The following is a 15,012-nucleotide window of genomic DNA, read 5'->3' as shown; positions in this document are numbered from 1 at the left end:
TCAGACCGGCGCGGATGAGGCGGTTCATGTCAGCACCCCCACCCTAGATCTTAAATCGACTTCGATGGCCTTTACTGCTTTGAGTAAGTCTTCTTCAAATTGATCAGAACCACTTTTGCCCTCCAATACAGTACCCCATTCGGCTTCTAGTTGGCCAAGGATTGCACTGCGAAGAGTAGGCTGCATGAAGGGAACAGACGTATATATGGTCTTTAAGAAATTCGAAATCATGCCGACCGAAAAGAACACTTGATTGTACTCAACGCCAAGTTCATTTCCCCAAAGAAATCGTGCACGCTCTATAGATAACTGCAAGGCTCGGACCTTACCCTCTAGTATTCCAAAGCGGTGCTCTAATATTGGTTTAAGTCGTTCAAAGTACTCTAACATTGTACATTCGAATACTTCTTCACCACTCAAATACTGCCTAACCTCTTCACTAGTAACCTTGCGTGTCCGGAAACGAGAAATAGCTTCGCGATACTCTAGGAGGCTTTCAAAGACATCCGATGCCACCTCTCTGTTTATCTTCCATTCTTCTTGCCTCTTCCAAGAGCCCAATCCCTGCAGCGCGACGTATGCGCCAATCATCCCAAGAAAAATAAGTGATACATTTCTCGCGAGTTCAGAAATTTCTATCCAGTTCACCCTCGTCCCCCCCCAAGTACCGCTTCTTCGCCTCTTCCATCCGCAGCATCACCCGCACCGCTCCTTCAATCGCCACCTTGTCCGACTTGTCAGCATAGCGATTGATCTCTTGTATCACCATCTCAACTGCGATCGGCTGGCGCATGTCTTCGATCATCGCTTTCTTCTGGTCATGGGCTTTGAACAGGAACAGGTTGGGCTGTTCCATCCATTCATCGGGGAACCGCGCCGGTGATGTTCTTGATCGCGCGACCGATAAAGCCGTCGTTTAACGATGATCCAGTTTAATTCTCGGCTCCAGGTCCGGATGATCAGGATTGCACCAGATATACTGACCTCCCAATACCTAGCCCGAAGAATTCGAGCACTTGCGGCGGCAGGACGATCAGGAAAATTCCAACGACTAGATCCTTTATCCCCTGGGAAGAAAGCCACGCTTTGGGAATATCCGCCCCGGATTTACGCATCATTCCCCATACGCATTGCTGTCGTGTTTTCGATGATCGGGGCGAAACGCTTGTCGGCCTTGGCTTTTTGGTCCAGCACCTCGCGCTTGGCCGCTTCCATTTCGAGATACTTCTCCAAGTGTAAACGACGTAAGCCTAATCTACATCCACCCGACTGATACATCCCTTCCATGGCACGATGCATGCTGTGCGCGCCCCGAAACAACGTCTTTCGGAGCGTTGCCGCGCATCATTTAAGGCCAAGGGCCGCCTTGACCAGATCGCTTTCGGGGTCCTCAAGCGCGTCGATCACATCGAAATGGTGTTTGCCTTCGGGCACCACCCGCCGCGCGCCCCACGCGCGTGACAGCCCCTCGGCCTGTTCGAGAAACGCCGGACGCTCGTTCGCGCCGACCCATATCGTGACGTCCAGACCGTGCGGGGGCTGCATGTTGACCGGGCTTTCCACCTGCGCCTCTGCAGCGTCGATGCGCAAGATCTCGTTCATGGTCGTGTCCATCAGCGGCACCAGATCCGCCACCGGCGAAATCGGCACAATCTGTTTGATCCGGTCGCGGATCTCCGATGGCAGGATCAGCGGATCGGTCATCCGGCACACAAGCTGACCGCCCGCCGAATGCCCGACCAGTGCGAGCGGCCCGAACGTCCTCTCGGCGATCTTTGTGATGGCGGCGGCGATCTGGGTCGTGATGGTGCCAATCCGCACATCCGGGCACAGGTCATAGCCCGGCATCGCCACCGCCCAGCCGCGCGCCAGCGGACCTGCGGCGAGGTGCGACCAATCGCTTTGATCGAAGGCTTTCCAATATCCGCCATGCACAAAAATTACCGTGCCGCGCGCCACGCCTTCGGGCTGGAAGAAATCGAACGTCTGACGCTGGGACGGGCCATACGACACGCCGGTCTGCGCGCGCGCTCCCAGCTTCTTGCGAAACGCGGCCGCATCTTCGCTCCACCGCGGCGGATAGGCATCCGCATCTGGAATATGGGCCGCGTTGGCATAGGCGTCATCAAGCTTCATCACAGGGGTCCTTTCAAAAGCGAACTGGACAATCATACCCAGACTTGCTTTGGAGACCATAACGATTTGTGGAGATAGACCATGACTGCATCGACGACAGACCTGAAATCAATGCTCAACGACCCCTCCCTTCTGGAAACCCGCGCCTATATCGGAGGCGAGTGGGTGGACGGCGACGACGGCACATTTGACGTGACGAACCCGGCGCGCGGCGACGTGGTGGCAAACGTTGCCAACCTGAGCCGTGCACAAGTCGCCGATGCGATCGCGCAAGCCGAGGACGCCCAGAAGGAATGGGCGCGCTGGACCGGCAAGGAGCGCGCGGCGGTGCTGCGCAAATGGTTCGACCTGATGATGGAAAACCAGGATGATCTGGGCGCTATCCTGACCGCCGAACAGGGCAAACCGCTGGCCGAGGCGAAGGGCGAGATCGCCTATGGCGCGTCGTTCATCGAGTTCTTCGGCGAAGAAGCCAAGCGCGTCTATGGCGAAACCATTCCCGGCCACCAACGCGACAAGCGCATCATGGTGATCAAGCAACCCATCGGTGTTGCCGCGTCGATCACGCCCTGGAACTTCCCCAACGCGATGATCACCCGCAAGGCCGCGCCTGCGCTGGCCGCCGGCTGTGCCTTCGTCGCGCGGCCTGCCAAGGAAACACCGCTGAGCGCGATCGTGATGGGGGTTCTGGCCGAACGCGCGGGCATCCCGGCGGGCGTGTTCAACGTCGTCACATCGTCGTCCTCGTCCGAGGTCGGCAAGGAATTCTGCGAAAACCCTGCCGTGCGCAAGCTGACCTTCACCGGATCGACCGAGGTGGGGCGCATCCTGCTCAAGCAAGCCGCCGATCAGGTGATGAAATGCTCGATGGAGCTGGGCGGCAACGCGCCGTTCATCGTGTTCGACGACGCCGATCTGGATGCCGCCGTCGAGGGGGCGATCCTGTGCAAGTTTCGCAACAACGGCCAGACCTGCGTCTGCGCCAACCGGATCTATGTGCAGGCGGGCGTCTACGATGCGTTCGCCGAAAAGCTGAAGGACCGCGTCAGCCAGATGAAGGTAGGCGACGGGTTCGAGCAGGGCGTCGAGCTGGGGCCGCTGATCAACGGCGACGCCAGCGAAAAGGTTAAGGAACACGTCGAAGATGCGCTGTCGAAAGGTGCGGAAATCCTGCTGGGCTCCGCCGAGGAAAAGATGGAGGGCAACTTTCTTGCGCCGACGATCATCACGGGCGTTACGCAGGACATGAAGGTGTCCAAGGAAGAGACTTTCGGCCCGCTCGCGCCGCTGTTCAAGTTCGACGATGTCGATGACGTGATCGCGATGGCGAACGATACGATTTTCGGTCTGGCGTCGTATTTCTACGCCAAGGATCTCAGCCGCGTCTACAAGGTGGCCGAGGCGCTGGAATATGGCATTGTCGGCGTCAACACCGGCATCATCTCGACCGAGGTCGCGCCGTTCGGCGGCGTCAAGCAATCGGGCCTTGGCCGCGAGGGATCGCACCACGGGATCGAGGATTACCTCGAGATGAAATACATCTGCATGAGCGTCTGACCGGCGCTGTCGCCGCCGGGGCTGTCTGGTTCCGGCGGCGGATCTATTGCGGGAAAACTTGTGCCATCTGCGCGTCGAATCGCGCCCACGTCATGCTCGCCTTGTTGCCCGCATAACCTTCGTAATGGGATTTTCCGGTATCGTTCGGCAGTCCGGCCCAGATCTTTGCAAGGTTGTTCATGAAGCCGCGACGGCTCAACCTTCCGCTTTGCGCCTCGTGATATCCCGCTTCCGCCAGCAATACATCCGCAAGCCGGTCCTGCAACTGCGGTGAAAAGCGTTGCTGCGGCGCGGCGTCTATTTTTTTCATCACACGGCGCAGGGTTTGCGGGATGAATTGGTAGCGGCCTATGGCGTGCGGCTGGCCCGGCGTCGCCTTGATCCAATCGTAAATTTCGGCAACCGTCATTTGCGTGGGCAGATCGCGCGGCTTGATCCGGGCGCCATGCTGAACCGCATCATAGCCCGCACGGTGCGATTCCGCCTGTCCGATGATCTGGCGGACCAGCGTAACGGCGTCGCCTGTCATGCCGGATGCCGTTGCGTCCGCGAAGGCGGGGGCGGTCTCGGGCCGGTCCGCAAACAGGCTGCTGCCTTCGCGCCCGATGAAAAGGCTGTTCGCGCCCAGGGCTGCCGTGCGCGCCGCCTGCGGGGCCACTTCGTACAGCGGGCTGCGCACGGCGACACCGGCGCTGAAAAGCGATACTGCTTCCGCCTGTAGGCCAGTACCCGCGAGCAATGCGCAAATCGTACAGATCCCTCCCAACCATTCCCGCATCACACCTGCCTGCATCATTCCGACATGCGCAAGGTGCCAGCAATGGGTTGAGATTCAGTAACGGTCGGAAAACTTAGGGGGCAGAACGAAAAATGCCCGGCGCAATCGCGCGCCGGGCACCCCTAGTCAAAGCTCAGGTCGATCAGTTGACGGATTTCGCATCCACGACGTCTTTGCCGATGGCGCGGGTTTTCGACGCGATCTCGATCTGGCGCGGCTTCAGGGCGTCGGGCACCTGACGCTCCAGCTCGATGTGCAGCATGCCGTCGGCGTGGGTGGCGCCCGTGACGATCACATGATCGGCCAGATGAAAGCGACGCTCGAACGCGCGGGTGGCGATACCACGGTGCAGGTACGTCTTGTCGTCGGCATCATCCTCGGCCTTGCGGGCCGAAACGATCAACGCCTTCTCGCGGACTTCGACGCTGAGATCTCCATCGGCAAAACCAGCGACCGCGATTGAAATGCGGTACGCATCGTCATCCAGTTTTTCGATGTTGTAGGGCGGATAGGTCGGCTGTGCATTTTCCGCGGTCAGCACGCGGTCCATCATGTTGGCGATCTGGTCAAAACCGACAGTAGACCGGTAAAGGGGTGCAAGATCAAAGTTACGCATTGTGTCATCCTCATATCGTAGAGCGATTGTTGATCGGGTCTTCCGCAACCGGACAGACCCTGCTTTCAAATACCAGAACCCTCTATAGGCATCCTGGTCCTGTAAATGTGGGGATTGTTTTGCCGCTTTCAAGACCCGCCGGGACGGATGAATTTCGCACCACCCGACGTGCGCCCACCCACGCCGATGCGGCGCACGTTGGCGACGGGCGGGGCCCCTTCTGCGATCAGTTTTGCCCTGAGCGATGCAACGAGCACCGGTAGCGCCATGCCGACTGTCAGATGCTCGCCGTTCACCTGCGCCGCACCCGACACGATGGACGCAATGCGCACGCGCTCCCCGTCGCGCCGGAACACCGGTGCCCCCGAGGAGCCGAATGTGGTGTTGCAATCCATCGCCACGACGCCGCGAAAGCTGGCCTTGACGTGGCATGTCTGTTGCAGTGACGGCAGCGTCTCGCGGCCCCGACCGTAGGACACCACGCTGACCGGCCCGTCGGTGACGGCGTGCGGCTCGACCACGAAAGGCGCGATCACATGGGTGGCTATGGGCTGGTGCAGGCGCAACAATGCAACGTCATTGGCGATGCGAACGGCGGACGAGTCGTCAGTGTAGCTGTACGCGTCGGGGCGTGCGATCTGCACCACCTTGCGCTCTGCCGCCACGCGCCCCTCGCGGAAACCCGCACGAAACAGCAGCGCCTGCGGGCGCAGAGCCGTGCCGTCGGTGTCATAGGTACAATGCGCGGCCGTCAGCACCAGATCCGGCGCGATCAGCGACGCGGTACAAAATCCGCTTTGCCCGATCTCCAACCGGCCGACGGCCGTCCATGGGCTGGCCTTCTCAATCCGGTCAAGCCCGACAAGCGGGGTTTCGGCGACGGCGGGACCGCTCAGCAGGATCGCGGTGAGAAGGGCTTTAAGGTTTGACAAATTTCGCGCCGCTCCCCTGTTTTGCCTCACCGACACGGATTCGCCGCTCACCGGGCTTGCCGTCCAGAGACACAGCTTTGCCCGCGATGAGTTCCGCCTGCAGTTCGGCGAGCGGCTGCCCCAGCGCGGTGCCCAGCGAGACCTGCGCGCCGCGCACTTCGGCCTTGGCCGAGACCACGGACACGATTTTGGCCTCGCCGTCCTGAACAACAAAGATCGGCGCGCCACTGGCCCCGAAATCCACCGTGCACGACGTGACCAACACGCCCTCCTGCCGGGCCAGAACCTCACAGACCTCCTGCAGCGACGGTGCCTCCGACCGGTCGAGCGCGTAACTGACGACTCCGACGCTGTCGCCCTCGCGCGGTCGGGCCGCGGTTTTGAATGGCGTGATGGAGCCATTGCGGATCGGTCTCGACAGTTCGAGAAGCGCGAGGTCGTAACGCACCCGCTTGGATGAAAGCGCCTCGTCGAAAATATAGCTAGGATGCACCACCACGCGGGACACGTCGCGGTAGGCACCCGCCCGCCCGTTTCGCCAGCCGGCCAAAAACTGCACCCGGCCTTCGGTGATGCGTGCGCGGGTTTCGCGATCGAACAGACAATGCGCCGCTGTCAGCACCAGTTTCGGCGCGATCAAGGCACCCGTGCAAAAGCCGGTACCGTTGATGTCTATGCGACCGACGGCTTCCCACGCTTTCGCATCATCGCCATTGTCCAGACGCCGCAGAACCGCGTTCTGTGCCGTCGCACCGGTTGAAAAAATCAATCCGATCAGAGACAAAGCCATCCATCGCCGCACGCCAATTCCCCCGAACCATTTGACAGACCGTTCCTATACGGGCCGGATAAGGCAAGAATAGGGCAGTTTTCTCAGCGCAAGCGGGGAACGGCGTCTTTCCGCAGTTCCGCACCGCAAAGCGCCGGCGGCTTGGGACCGCCCCACGCCCAATCGAGCAATTCAACGGTATGGACAATCGGTGTCTTGGCCGCCGATCCGATCTGCATCATGCACCCGATGTTGCCTGCCGCGATCACATCGGCGTTCTTTGCGTCAAGCGTTCTGACCTTGCGGTCCTTGAGTTGCCCGGAAATCTCCGGCTGCATCAGGTTATAGGTGCCGGCGGACCCACAGCACAGGTGCGGATCCGACGGCTCCACCACCGTAAACCCCGCCCGCTTGAGCAGCGTTTTCGGATGCGCCTTGATCTGCTGGCCGTGTTGCAGCGAGCAGGCCGCATGATACGCAACCACCATGCCTGCGTCAGGCCCCGCGGGGGCAGCGCGCGCGTCGATGCCTGCAATCTCTTCTTGCGCGGGTCGCCACACCGCATCCTGTCCATCCGCGCCGGTCAGATCCACAAGCACCTCCGATACGTCTTTGGCGATGGCGGACACCCGTGCGGCATCAGCAGCGAGCGGATCGTTGCGGAACATGTGACCGTAGTCCTTGACCGTCGTGCCACAGCCGGACGTGTTGATTACGATGGCGTCAAGGCCCCCGGCATCCATTTCGCGCACCCAGGCACGGATGTTCTTCGCTGCGGTCTGGTGGCTTTCCGTCGTTTTGCCCATGTGATGGGTCAGCGCACCGCAGCATCCCGCCCCCTCGGCCACGACCACCTCTGCCCCCAGCCGCGTCAGCAGACGGATCGTCGCATCGTTGATATCGGTGTTCAGCGCCTTCTGCGCACAGCCGGTCATCAGCGCCACGCGCATCTTTCGCTCCCCTTGCGCCGCAAAGCTTTGCGGATCGTCGTTCCGGCTTACCGGAGGAATGGACTTCGGCGCCATCTCAAGCATCGCGCGCAGCCGTGCATCGGGCATCAGTCTTGCAAATGGGCGACCGATCCTGGCACCGATCAGCGCCACCCGAAACCGCATCGGATAGGGTAGTATCCGCGCCAGCACCCACCGCAGGGCGCGATCGCTGAAAGGACGTTTGTACGTCTTTTCGATGTAGTCCCGTGCATGGTCCACCAGATGCATGTAATGCACGCCCGAGGGGCACGTCGTCATACAGGCCAGACAGCTCAGACAACGGTCGATGTGCTTGACCGTCTTGGCGTCCGGAACACGCTCGTTCTCCAGCATATCCTTGATCAGGTAGATCCTGCCCCGGGGGCTGTCCAATTCGTCGCCCAGCACCTGATAGGTCGGGCAGGTCGCCGTGCAAAACCCGCAATGAACACAGGATCGGAGGATTTCATTACTGCGCCGGACTGCCGGGTCTTCCAGCTGTGCGTCTGTAAACGTCGTCTGCATACCTGATCCCCTAGCCCGCAATCAGACTGGCGGACGCCAGACCGAACCAGGGCACCGTCGTCCCCACTGCACCCATCACGGCTGTCCACTGTCGCATCGCACGCCCGCGGTCCAACCGTCTGAGCGCCTGCGCCCCGTAGGCAAGCACGCCGATCCATCCCCCCCAGATAAACAGCATTCCGGTCCCCGTAAGCAGGTAATCAAGCCCCCAAAGGTCCGCGAACCCATAGCGCAACGTCAGCCCCGTAGCGGCACACAGGGCAGTGAAGAGAGCCAGCCGCCGGAACGCCGTCCGCGATGGACCCGCCCGGGTCAATGAACGAAACGCCACCGGCCCACCGACGAAAGCGAGCACGAACAAGGCAATATAAGTCATCCCATTAGCCCCGCATTCAGGATACCGCGTGGATCGAAACGCGTGCGCAAACCGGACGTCAACCGCGCCAGCGCCGCGCTTTCGGGTTCGAACCGCGCGAACCCGTCGCCCCGCACCAGCGTCGCATGCCCGTCATAATCGCCCAGCGCCGCGCGAACGTCATGGCCCACAGCACACCTTAACCATATCAGCCCGCCAGCCCAATCGTACAGGACGCCCTGCGCACCCGCTCGCGCAGCCAGCACCGGCCCGTCCGACGGCTTGCACGAAACCCGCCAGAGATCGCCTGCCACGTCCTTGAACCAATCGACATCCCGAATGGCGCACCAATGCGCAGCACTCGCATCGGCGTCCAGAACCGTCATATCCGCAACGGACAGTAGGTTCTGTAACGCCCCGGTGCGATAGTGAACCGACGCGCGGAACCCTTCAACCCGCAGCGAGGTCTGCTTCTGCGACGGGTCATGCGCCGCACCTGTGACTTCGAACGGACTGCCCAGCGCACGGGCAAGCGTGGAAATAGCCGCCCCATCCTCAAGACCGTGCAGAACCAACGTCGCCTCCGTCTCGGGGCAGGGCAGCACCTTCATCGAAATCTCACTCAACACCCCCAGAGTGCCGAACGAGCCCGCCATCAATTTGACCAGATCATAGCCCGTCACGTTTTTCATCACCCGGCCGCCGTTCTTTATTGTCCGGCCCATGCCATCGACATACCGAACGCCCAATAGAAAATCGCGCGCACTTCCTACCGATATCCGGCGTGGTCCGCTTACGTTCGCCGCCATCACACCGCCGATGGTCGGTGTGCCCGTCCGCCCCAACAGCCGACGGTGATCCATGGGCTCGAATGCCAGACGCTGGTTCTCGCGCGCCAAAGCGTCCTCGATCTCGGCCACCGGCGTTCCGGCCTTCACCACCATCGTCATGGCACCCGGCTCATACAATGTTATGCCCGACAGCGCAGAGGTTTCCAGTGGCGCGCCGGCTGTATGCACACCACGCGTGCCACCGCCCACAATGTGCAAAGGCTCCCGCGCAGCTGATATGATCGCGGCCAATTCGGCCTCCGTAGTCGGTCTGTACATATTTCTTTTGGCCCCAAATATCCCGGTGGGTTTGGGAGGCTGGCCTCCCAATGATCTCTCTATTCCGCGGCAACCGCAGGCTGGCGACGCGACCGCGAAGCATCCAGCGGAAACACCTTTGCCGGATTGAGAAGCCACGCCGGGTCAAATACATCCTTCACCGCCATCTGCGCCTCCAGATCCGCTGGTGCGTATTGCTCTCGCATCAGGTCGCGCTTCTCGATGCCCACTCCGTGCTCGCCCGTCAGGCATCCACCGACTTCGACACAAAGCTTCAGGATGTCGGCCCCGAATGCCTCGCACAGCTCCAGATCTCCGGGCTTGTTCGCGTCGAACAGGATCAGGGGGTGCATGTTGCCGTCGCCCGCGTGAAAGACGTTGCCAACCTTCAGGCCGTATTCCTTCGACATTTCTCCGATCCGGCGCAGCACATGCGGCAGGCTCGATACGGGGATCGTGCCGTCCAGACACATGTAGTCGTTGATCTGCCCCATGGCACCAAAGGCGCTTTTGCGGCCCAGCCAGATCGCGGCGCTTTCCTCCGTCGAACGGCTCTGGCGCAGTTCGACCGGGTTGTGCCGCCGCGCGATTTCCATGATCAATTCCAGCTGGTGGTCAATCTCCGCATCCGATCCTTCCACCTCGACGATCAGCAGCGCCTCGCACATCGGATAGCCCGCATGCGCAAATGCCTCTGTCGCTTCGATACAGGGCCGGTCCATGAATTCGATCGCAACCGGCAGCACGCCCGCCTTGATGATGTCGCTCACACAGGCGCCCGCCACTTCGTTGTCGTCGAACCCCATCAACACCGGCCGCGCGCCTTCGGGCTTGTGCAGAATGCGCAGCGTCGCTTCGGTGACCACGCCCAGCTGCCCTTCGGAGCCGCAGACGAGGCCCAACAGATCCAGCCCAGCCGCGTCCAGATGCGCACCGCCGATCTTAACGATCTCGCCTTCCATCGTGACCATCGTCACGCCCATCAGGTTGTTCGTCGTCACCCCGTATTTCAGGCAATGCGCGCCGCCAGAATTCATCGCGATGTTGCCGGCAATCGCGCAGGCAAGCTGGCTTGACGGATCGGGCGCGTAGAAGAATCCGCCCTCCTCCACCGCGCCTGTTACGCTCAGGTTGGTACGTCCGGTCTGCACCCGGATAAAGCGATTGTCGTAGTCGGTTTCCAGAACGTCGTTCATCCGCGCCACGCCAAGGATCACGCTGTCCGCCGTCGGCAGCGCGCCGCCGGCAAGCGAGGTTCCCGATCCGCGCGGCACCACCGGCACGCCTTCCTGATGGCAGATGCGCAGGACCTGCGCGACCTCTTCGGTCGTCGATGGCAGCACCGCCACCATCGGCGCGCAACGATAGGCGGTCAGAGCGTCGCACTCATACGCGCGGGTTTCCGCCTCTTCGTGAATGACCGCGTCAGATGGCAGCACTGTCAGGAGGCGCTGAACGACGCGCCCCTTTCGGGCGAGCACGGCGGCATCTGGGACAGGCATTTCCATGACAGGCATCCTTCGCTCCGGGCAGGCTGCCCGCAATCTGGTAAAATTATATTACCAATCTTCAAAATTCACAACCCTTGCGGCATCCCGCCCGCGTCGGCACCGGCGTCCCGTTCAGCCCGCCCGGGTGTAACGGGGATCGCTCTAGATTGGGTAAACGTGGCTCGTTGTGGCTGCACGCGCCAACCGCGCAGAAACGATGATGGGTTCCCCGGCGCACTATTGGATGACGCCCGAATAAGATGTTCAGCGGTTGCGCAGGGTCCTCTTGGATCGGACGCTGCAAGCATCTATATATAGATTGGTAATCATTGGACCTGATATCATGATCAAAAAAACACTGATCGCGTTTGCTCTTCTGGCGGCGCCGGTCTCGGCAGAACCCGCGAAGATCAACAACGTCACTGTCGAAAAGCTGGGAGGCGGCTACACCTTCAATGTGACGATTTCGCATCCGGATACCGGATGGGAACATTACGTCGACAAGTGGCAGGTGCGCGATCTGAACGGCACCACTTTGGGAGAGCGAAGCCTTTCCCATCCCCATGTAGAAGAACAACCTCTTACACGGTCGTTGTCGAACGTGCAGGTGCCCGCAGGCGTGGGAACGGTCGAAATCATCGCGCACGACACGGTCAGCGGTTGGGGGCCGGATGTGAGGCAGGTCAATCTGCCCTGATGCAGTCAGGTCCGGTGGTACGGACCACCGGCCAGAATAGTGGCGGCGCGGTAAAGCTGCTCCGCCAGCATGACCCGCACCAGCATGTGCGGCCAGACCATTTTTCCAAACGACAGAAGGTGATCCGCCTCGGCACGCAACGTCGGGTCGATGCCATCCGCACCGCCAATGACAAAGGCGAGATCGCGTGCGCCATCATCCCGCCAGCCGGTCACACGATGCGCAAAGTCGGGCGACCCCTCGATTGTGCCCCGTTCGTCCAGAGCGCAGACGACCGCTCCCTCAGGGATTGCACGCCTGAGCAATGCAGCCTCCCCCGCCATACCGCCGCCCTTGCGCTCGTCCACCTCAACGACAGAAACCGGCCCAAGGGAAAGCCCCCGACCGGTTTTGTCAAAACGATTCGCATAGTCGTCAATCAGCAATTTCTCCGGCCCCGGACGCAGTCGTCCGACGGCACAGATATGGACCCTCATAAACGGTCAGGACGCCGGTGTCGTGTCACCCTGAGGCGACCACATCTTCTCTAGCTGATAGAATTCACGCACTTCGGGACGAAAGACGTGGACGATCACATCGCCGGTGTCGATCAAAACCCAATCTCCCGAATCCTTGCCTTCGGTCCGAACCGCGTGGCCGAATTCATCCTTGACCCGCTGGGCAAGTTTTTCAGCGATTGCAGTTACCTGACGGGTGGACCGGCCCGAACAGATGACCATGTGATCACCGATCTCGGTCTTGCCGCGCAGATCGATCTGCACGATATCTTCGGCCTTGTCGTCATCAAGTGAGGAAAGAACGGTCGCCAAAAGCAGATCGCTGGTGGCGTTTTTCCGGGCACCGGCCATTACCGCCGCACCGTTGTCCGCAGACGTGGCTGCGCTGGTGTGTATAGACAGGACATTGTCCTCCTTAAATCGCGTCGCCGGGCCCCCGACGCTGGGGCTAATGGGAAAATAGCAATCGCAGCGCCCGTTTTCAATGACAAGGGGCCGGCACGCTGCGTTACCACCCTTCTTCGGTGATAATCTTGTCGCCGTCGGCGCCAAGCTCTTTCAACGCGTCGCGCACATCGTTGACGAATTCCTGCGGACCGCACAGATAAAACGTCCGGTCGAACCGTGAAAGGTGCTTTTGCAGGAACGCCTTGTCGACTTTTTCTTCTTCGACTTGCGCGCCCTCCTGATCGGTAACGGTGAAAACCGTCGTCAATCCGTCCATGCGTTCCCACTTTTTGCGCAGGATGATGTCTTTCTCCGTGCTGTTGGTGAAGATCAAAGTGCAATCCATCTTGCCGGTTTCAGCATGTTTTTCGAGGATCGGGATGAACGGTGTGATGCCTGCACCGGCGGCGATGAAGACGCCCGGACCGTGGTCCCTGATCGCACCGAAGGGTTCCGCGATCTCGACCCGGTCGCCCGGTTCCAGCCTGGAAAGCTGTTCGGTGACGCCGTCGTGATCGGGGTAACTCTTGATGACGAATTCAAGCGCATTTTCATCCGGCAGGGACGTGAATGTGAATGGGCGGCCCTCGTCAGTCCAGCCTTCCTTTTTCAAGGTCAGTTCGGTCGCCTGTCCCGGCTCGAATTCCAGCCCGTCCGGGCGCTCGAAGAGGTACCGGTTGGTGTCGGGTGTTAGTCGCGTTTTCGATATCAACGTGATCGTCTGGGTCATGGTGAACTCCTTCGAAAACCAACGTACCGGTGGCATCGCAAGTTCCCGCCGCAAGCTCAGTCGGCAAGGCCCGGTTGCGCCTCTGTGTCCTGCCGGTTCAGCATACGTACCTCGCGCTGCGGGAATGGGATGGAAATATCGTTCTCTTTGAAGGCATCCCAAAGCGCCAGATACACGTTGCCCCGAATGTTAGTCAGCCCGCCCGTCGGATCGCGAATCCAGAACCGCAGGATGTAGTCGACGCTGCTGTCCCCGAATCCGACGATATGACAAACCGGCGCGCGGCTTTTCAGCACCCGGTCGACACCCGATGCCGCTTCGATCGCCAGCTTGCGGACCGCGTGTGGATCATCCGCGTAAGCGGTGCCGAAATAGATATCGAGGCGCACGAAGTCATTGGAATGGGACCAGTTCACCACCTGTCCGGTGATCAGGTCTTCGTTCGGGATCAGGTACTCCTTGCCGTCGCGCGTGACGACGGACGCATAGCGCGCGCCCAGCGTCTGAATCCAGCCGAACGTCTCGCCCAGCGAAATGACATCACCCGGTTTGATCGATTTATCCAGCAGGATGATCACACCGGAAACAAGGTTCGATACGACTTTTTGCAAACCGAAACCGAGGCCCACGCCGATCGCACCGGACAGGACGGCAAGGCCGGTGAGGTCGATTCCGACCGCCTTGACCCCCAGATAAAAGGCAACGCCGTAAAGCGCCAGTTGCACCCCCTTGACGGCGAGCACCTGCATCGACGGGCTGATGTCTTCGTTCTTGCGGATCGTGGTGGCGCTGGCGTGCGACGCCACGCGGGCCAGTGTGAGCATCATGCCGATCACCACCAGCGCGGTGATCAGCGTCAGCACCGACAGCCGGAAATCACCGACCTGCAATGCGATTCTGTCAAGAAAGACGGCCACGTCGTCGGACACATTGAGGAAATAGAGCGTCGCGTAGATCCACAGGGCCCAGGTCACGGTCCGCCGCAGCGGGCGATTACGCACCAACCGCGATGCGAAGGCGATGCCGACCCAAACGGCGGCAAGCGTCGCCGCCAGTCCGATCAGATACGAGCGCGACGGCCAGGTGATGTTCTGCATGACCAGATACACGCCCCACGCCATCGCCGAGAACCAGATCAGGCCAAGCCGACGTTTGAGTTGCACGACCGCGCGCAACTGCCATTTCGCCCAGCCCTCGCGGGCACGGACACGGTTTTCCAGCCACGTTCCGGATTTGCGGTGCAGCAGCCAAGAAAGGATCGCCAGACCGAAAACGATCAACAGCTGGTTCTGCCGCCACCCCGGTTGCGCCACACCTTCGACGAAGCCAAGCACATTGACCCAAATTCCCTGAAGCGTGAACAGGAATTCGGCAAACGGGTCTACAGCTTCGTCCATCGAATC

At 60.6% G+C, this 15,012-nt stretch carries 16 protein-coding genes and 1 pseudogene; 2 read left to right on the top strand and 15 right to left on the bottom strand.

Translation table 11 applies throughout. The features are described from left to right. Positions 1-24: 24 nt before the first annotated feature. From Q1A06_RS13825 to Q1A06_RS13815, 3 genes and pseudogenes are all read right to left on the bottom strand, one after another. Positions 25-648, bottom strand: a complete 624-nt coding sequence (locus tag Q1A06_RS13825) for a hypothetical protein (protein ID WP_299564651.1) — start codon at positions 646-648, stop codon at positions 25-27. After that, positions 626-917: pseudogene (locus Q1A06_RS13820) on the bottom strand (AAA family ATPase); the annotation flags it as partial. The pseudogene Q1A06_RS13820 and the gene Q1A06_RS13825, both read right to left, overlap by 23 nt. Positions 918-1,344: 427 nt before the next feature. Beyond that, positions 1,345-2,136, bottom strand: coding sequence for an alpha/beta hydrolase (locus tag Q1A06_RS13815; RefSeq protein ID WP_299564648.1), 792 nt, complete (start codon positions 2,134-2,136; stop codon positions 1,345-1,347). A gap of 81 nt (positions 2,137-2,217) precedes the next feature. Here Q1A06_RS13815 and Q1A06_RS13810 point away from each other — a divergent pair, with 81 nt between their 5' ends. After that, positions 2,218-3,693 carry an NAD-dependent succinate-semialdehyde dehydrogenase gene (locus tag Q1A06_RS13810; RefSeq protein ID WP_299564645.1) on the top strand — a complete coding sequence of 492 codons (1,476 nt, stop codon included), beginning with the start codon at positions 2,218-2,220 and terminating at the stop codon, positions 3,691-3,693. 43 nt (positions 3,694-3,736) lie between these two features. Here the strand turns inward: Q1A06_RS13810 and Q1A06_RS13805 are convergent, their stop codons facing one another. From Q1A06_RS13805 to Q1A06_RS13770, 8 genes are all read right to left on the bottom strand, one after another. Further along, complete coding sequence (locus tag Q1A06_RS13805; protein ID WP_299564642.1) at positions 3,737-4,489, bottom strand: hypothetical protein; 753 nt, start codon at positions 4,487-4,489, stop codon at positions 3,737-3,739. A 124-nt stretch (positions 4,490-4,613) separates the two neighbouring features. Further along, complete coding sequence (locus Q1A06_RS13800; RefSeq protein ID WP_299564639.1) at positions 4,614-5,087, bottom strand: Hsp20 family protein; 474 nt, start codon at positions 5,085-5,087, stop codon at positions 4,614-4,616. Between the two features lie 128 nt (positions 5,088-5,215). Continuing rightward, positions 5,216-6,019 carry a trypsin-like peptidase domain-containing protein gene (locus Q1A06_RS13795; RefSeq protein WP_299564637.1) on the bottom strand — a complete coding sequence of 268 codons (804 nt, stop codon included), beginning with the start codon at positions 6,017-6,019 and terminating at the stop codon, positions 5,216-5,218. Then, positions 6,006-6,809 (bottom strand): trypsin-like serine protease, encoded by an 804-nt coding sequence (locus Q1A06_RS13790; RefSeq protein ID WP_299564634.1) that lies wholly within the window; start codon positions 6,807-6,809, stop codon positions 6,006-6,008. The genes Q1A06_RS13795 and Q1A06_RS13790 overlap by 14 nt, the downstream gene beginning before the upstream one ends. A gap of 83 nt (positions 6,810-6,892) precedes the next feature. Beyond that, the gene (glcF, locus tag Q1A06_RS13785; RefSeq protein WP_299564631.1) at positions 6,893-8,284 is read right to left on the bottom strand and encodes a glycolate oxidase subunit GlcF; all 1,392 of its coding nucleotides are present in this window, start codon (positions 8,282-8,284) and stop codon (positions 6,893-6,895) included. 10 nt (positions 8,285-8,294) lie between these two features. Beyond that, positions 8,295-8,660, bottom strand: coding sequence for a hypothetical protein (locus Q1A06_RS13780; RefSeq protein ID WP_299564628.1), 366 nt, complete (start codon positions 8,658-8,660; stop codon positions 8,295-8,297). Beyond that, complete coding sequence (locus tag Q1A06_RS13775; protein WP_299564626.1) at positions 8,657-9,748, bottom strand: FAD-binding protein; 1,092 nt, start codon at positions 9,746-9,748, stop codon at positions 8,657-8,659. The genes Q1A06_RS13780 and Q1A06_RS13775 overlap by 4 nt, the downstream gene beginning before the upstream one ends. Before the next feature lie 59 nt (positions 9,749-9,807). Beyond that, on the bottom strand, positions 9,808-11,256 hold the full coding sequence (locus Q1A06_RS13770) for an FAD-linked oxidase C-terminal domain-containing protein (protein ID WP_299564623.1): 1,449 nt from the start codon (positions 11,254-11,256) through the stop codon (positions 9,808-9,810). A gap of 325 nt (positions 11,257-11,581) precedes the next feature. On the opposite strand from Q1A06_RS13770, the gene Q1A06_RS13765 reads away from it, so the two are divergent. Further along, a complete protein-coding gene (locus Q1A06_RS13765; RefSeq protein WP_299564620.1) occupies positions 11,582-11,935 on the top strand; it encodes a hypothetical protein in 354 nt (117 codons plus the stop codon). Between the two features lie 5 nt (positions 11,936-11,940). Here the strand turns inward: Q1A06_RS13765 and rlmH are convergent, their stop codons facing one another. From rlmH to Q1A06_RS13745, 4 genes are all read right to left on the bottom strand, one after another. Then, a complete protein-coding gene (gene rlmH / locus Q1A06_RS13760) occupies positions 11,941-12,411 on the bottom strand; it encodes a 23S rRNA (pseudouridine(1915)-N(3))-methyltransferase RlmH (RefSeq protein WP_299564617.1) in 471 nt (156 codons plus the stop codon). 6 nt (positions 12,412-12,417) lie between these two features. Then, positions 12,418-12,783, bottom strand: a complete 366-nt coding sequence (rsfS, locus tag Q1A06_RS13755; RefSeq protein ID WP_366523524.1) for a ribosome silencing factor — start codon at positions 12,781-12,783, stop codon at positions 12,418-12,420. A gap of 157 nt (positions 12,784-12,940) precedes the next feature. Then, positions 12,941-13,609 (bottom strand): FAD-binding oxidoreductase, encoded by a 669-nt coding sequence (locus Q1A06_RS13750; RefSeq protein ID WP_299564614.1) that lies wholly within the window; start codon positions 13,607-13,609, stop codon positions 12,941-12,943. A 56-nt stretch (positions 13,610-13,665) separates the two neighbouring features. Then, entirely contained in the window at positions 13,666-15,006 is a 1,341-nt protein-coding gene (locus tag Q1A06_RS13745) for a mechanosensitive ion channel domain-containing protein (protein ID WP_299564611.1), read from the bottom strand. Positions 15,007-15,012 lie beyond the last annotated feature (6 nt).

The organism is uncultured Sulfitobacter sp. (genome assembly GCF_947497275.1).
In the GTDB taxonomy this organism is placed as follows: domain Bacteria; phylum Pseudomonadota; class Alphaproteobacteria; order Rhodobacterales; family Rhodobacteraceae; genus Sulfitobacter.
The sequence above is the reverse complement of the archived record's forward strand: the minus strand, read 5'-3'. Positions and strand labels throughout refer to the sequence as shown.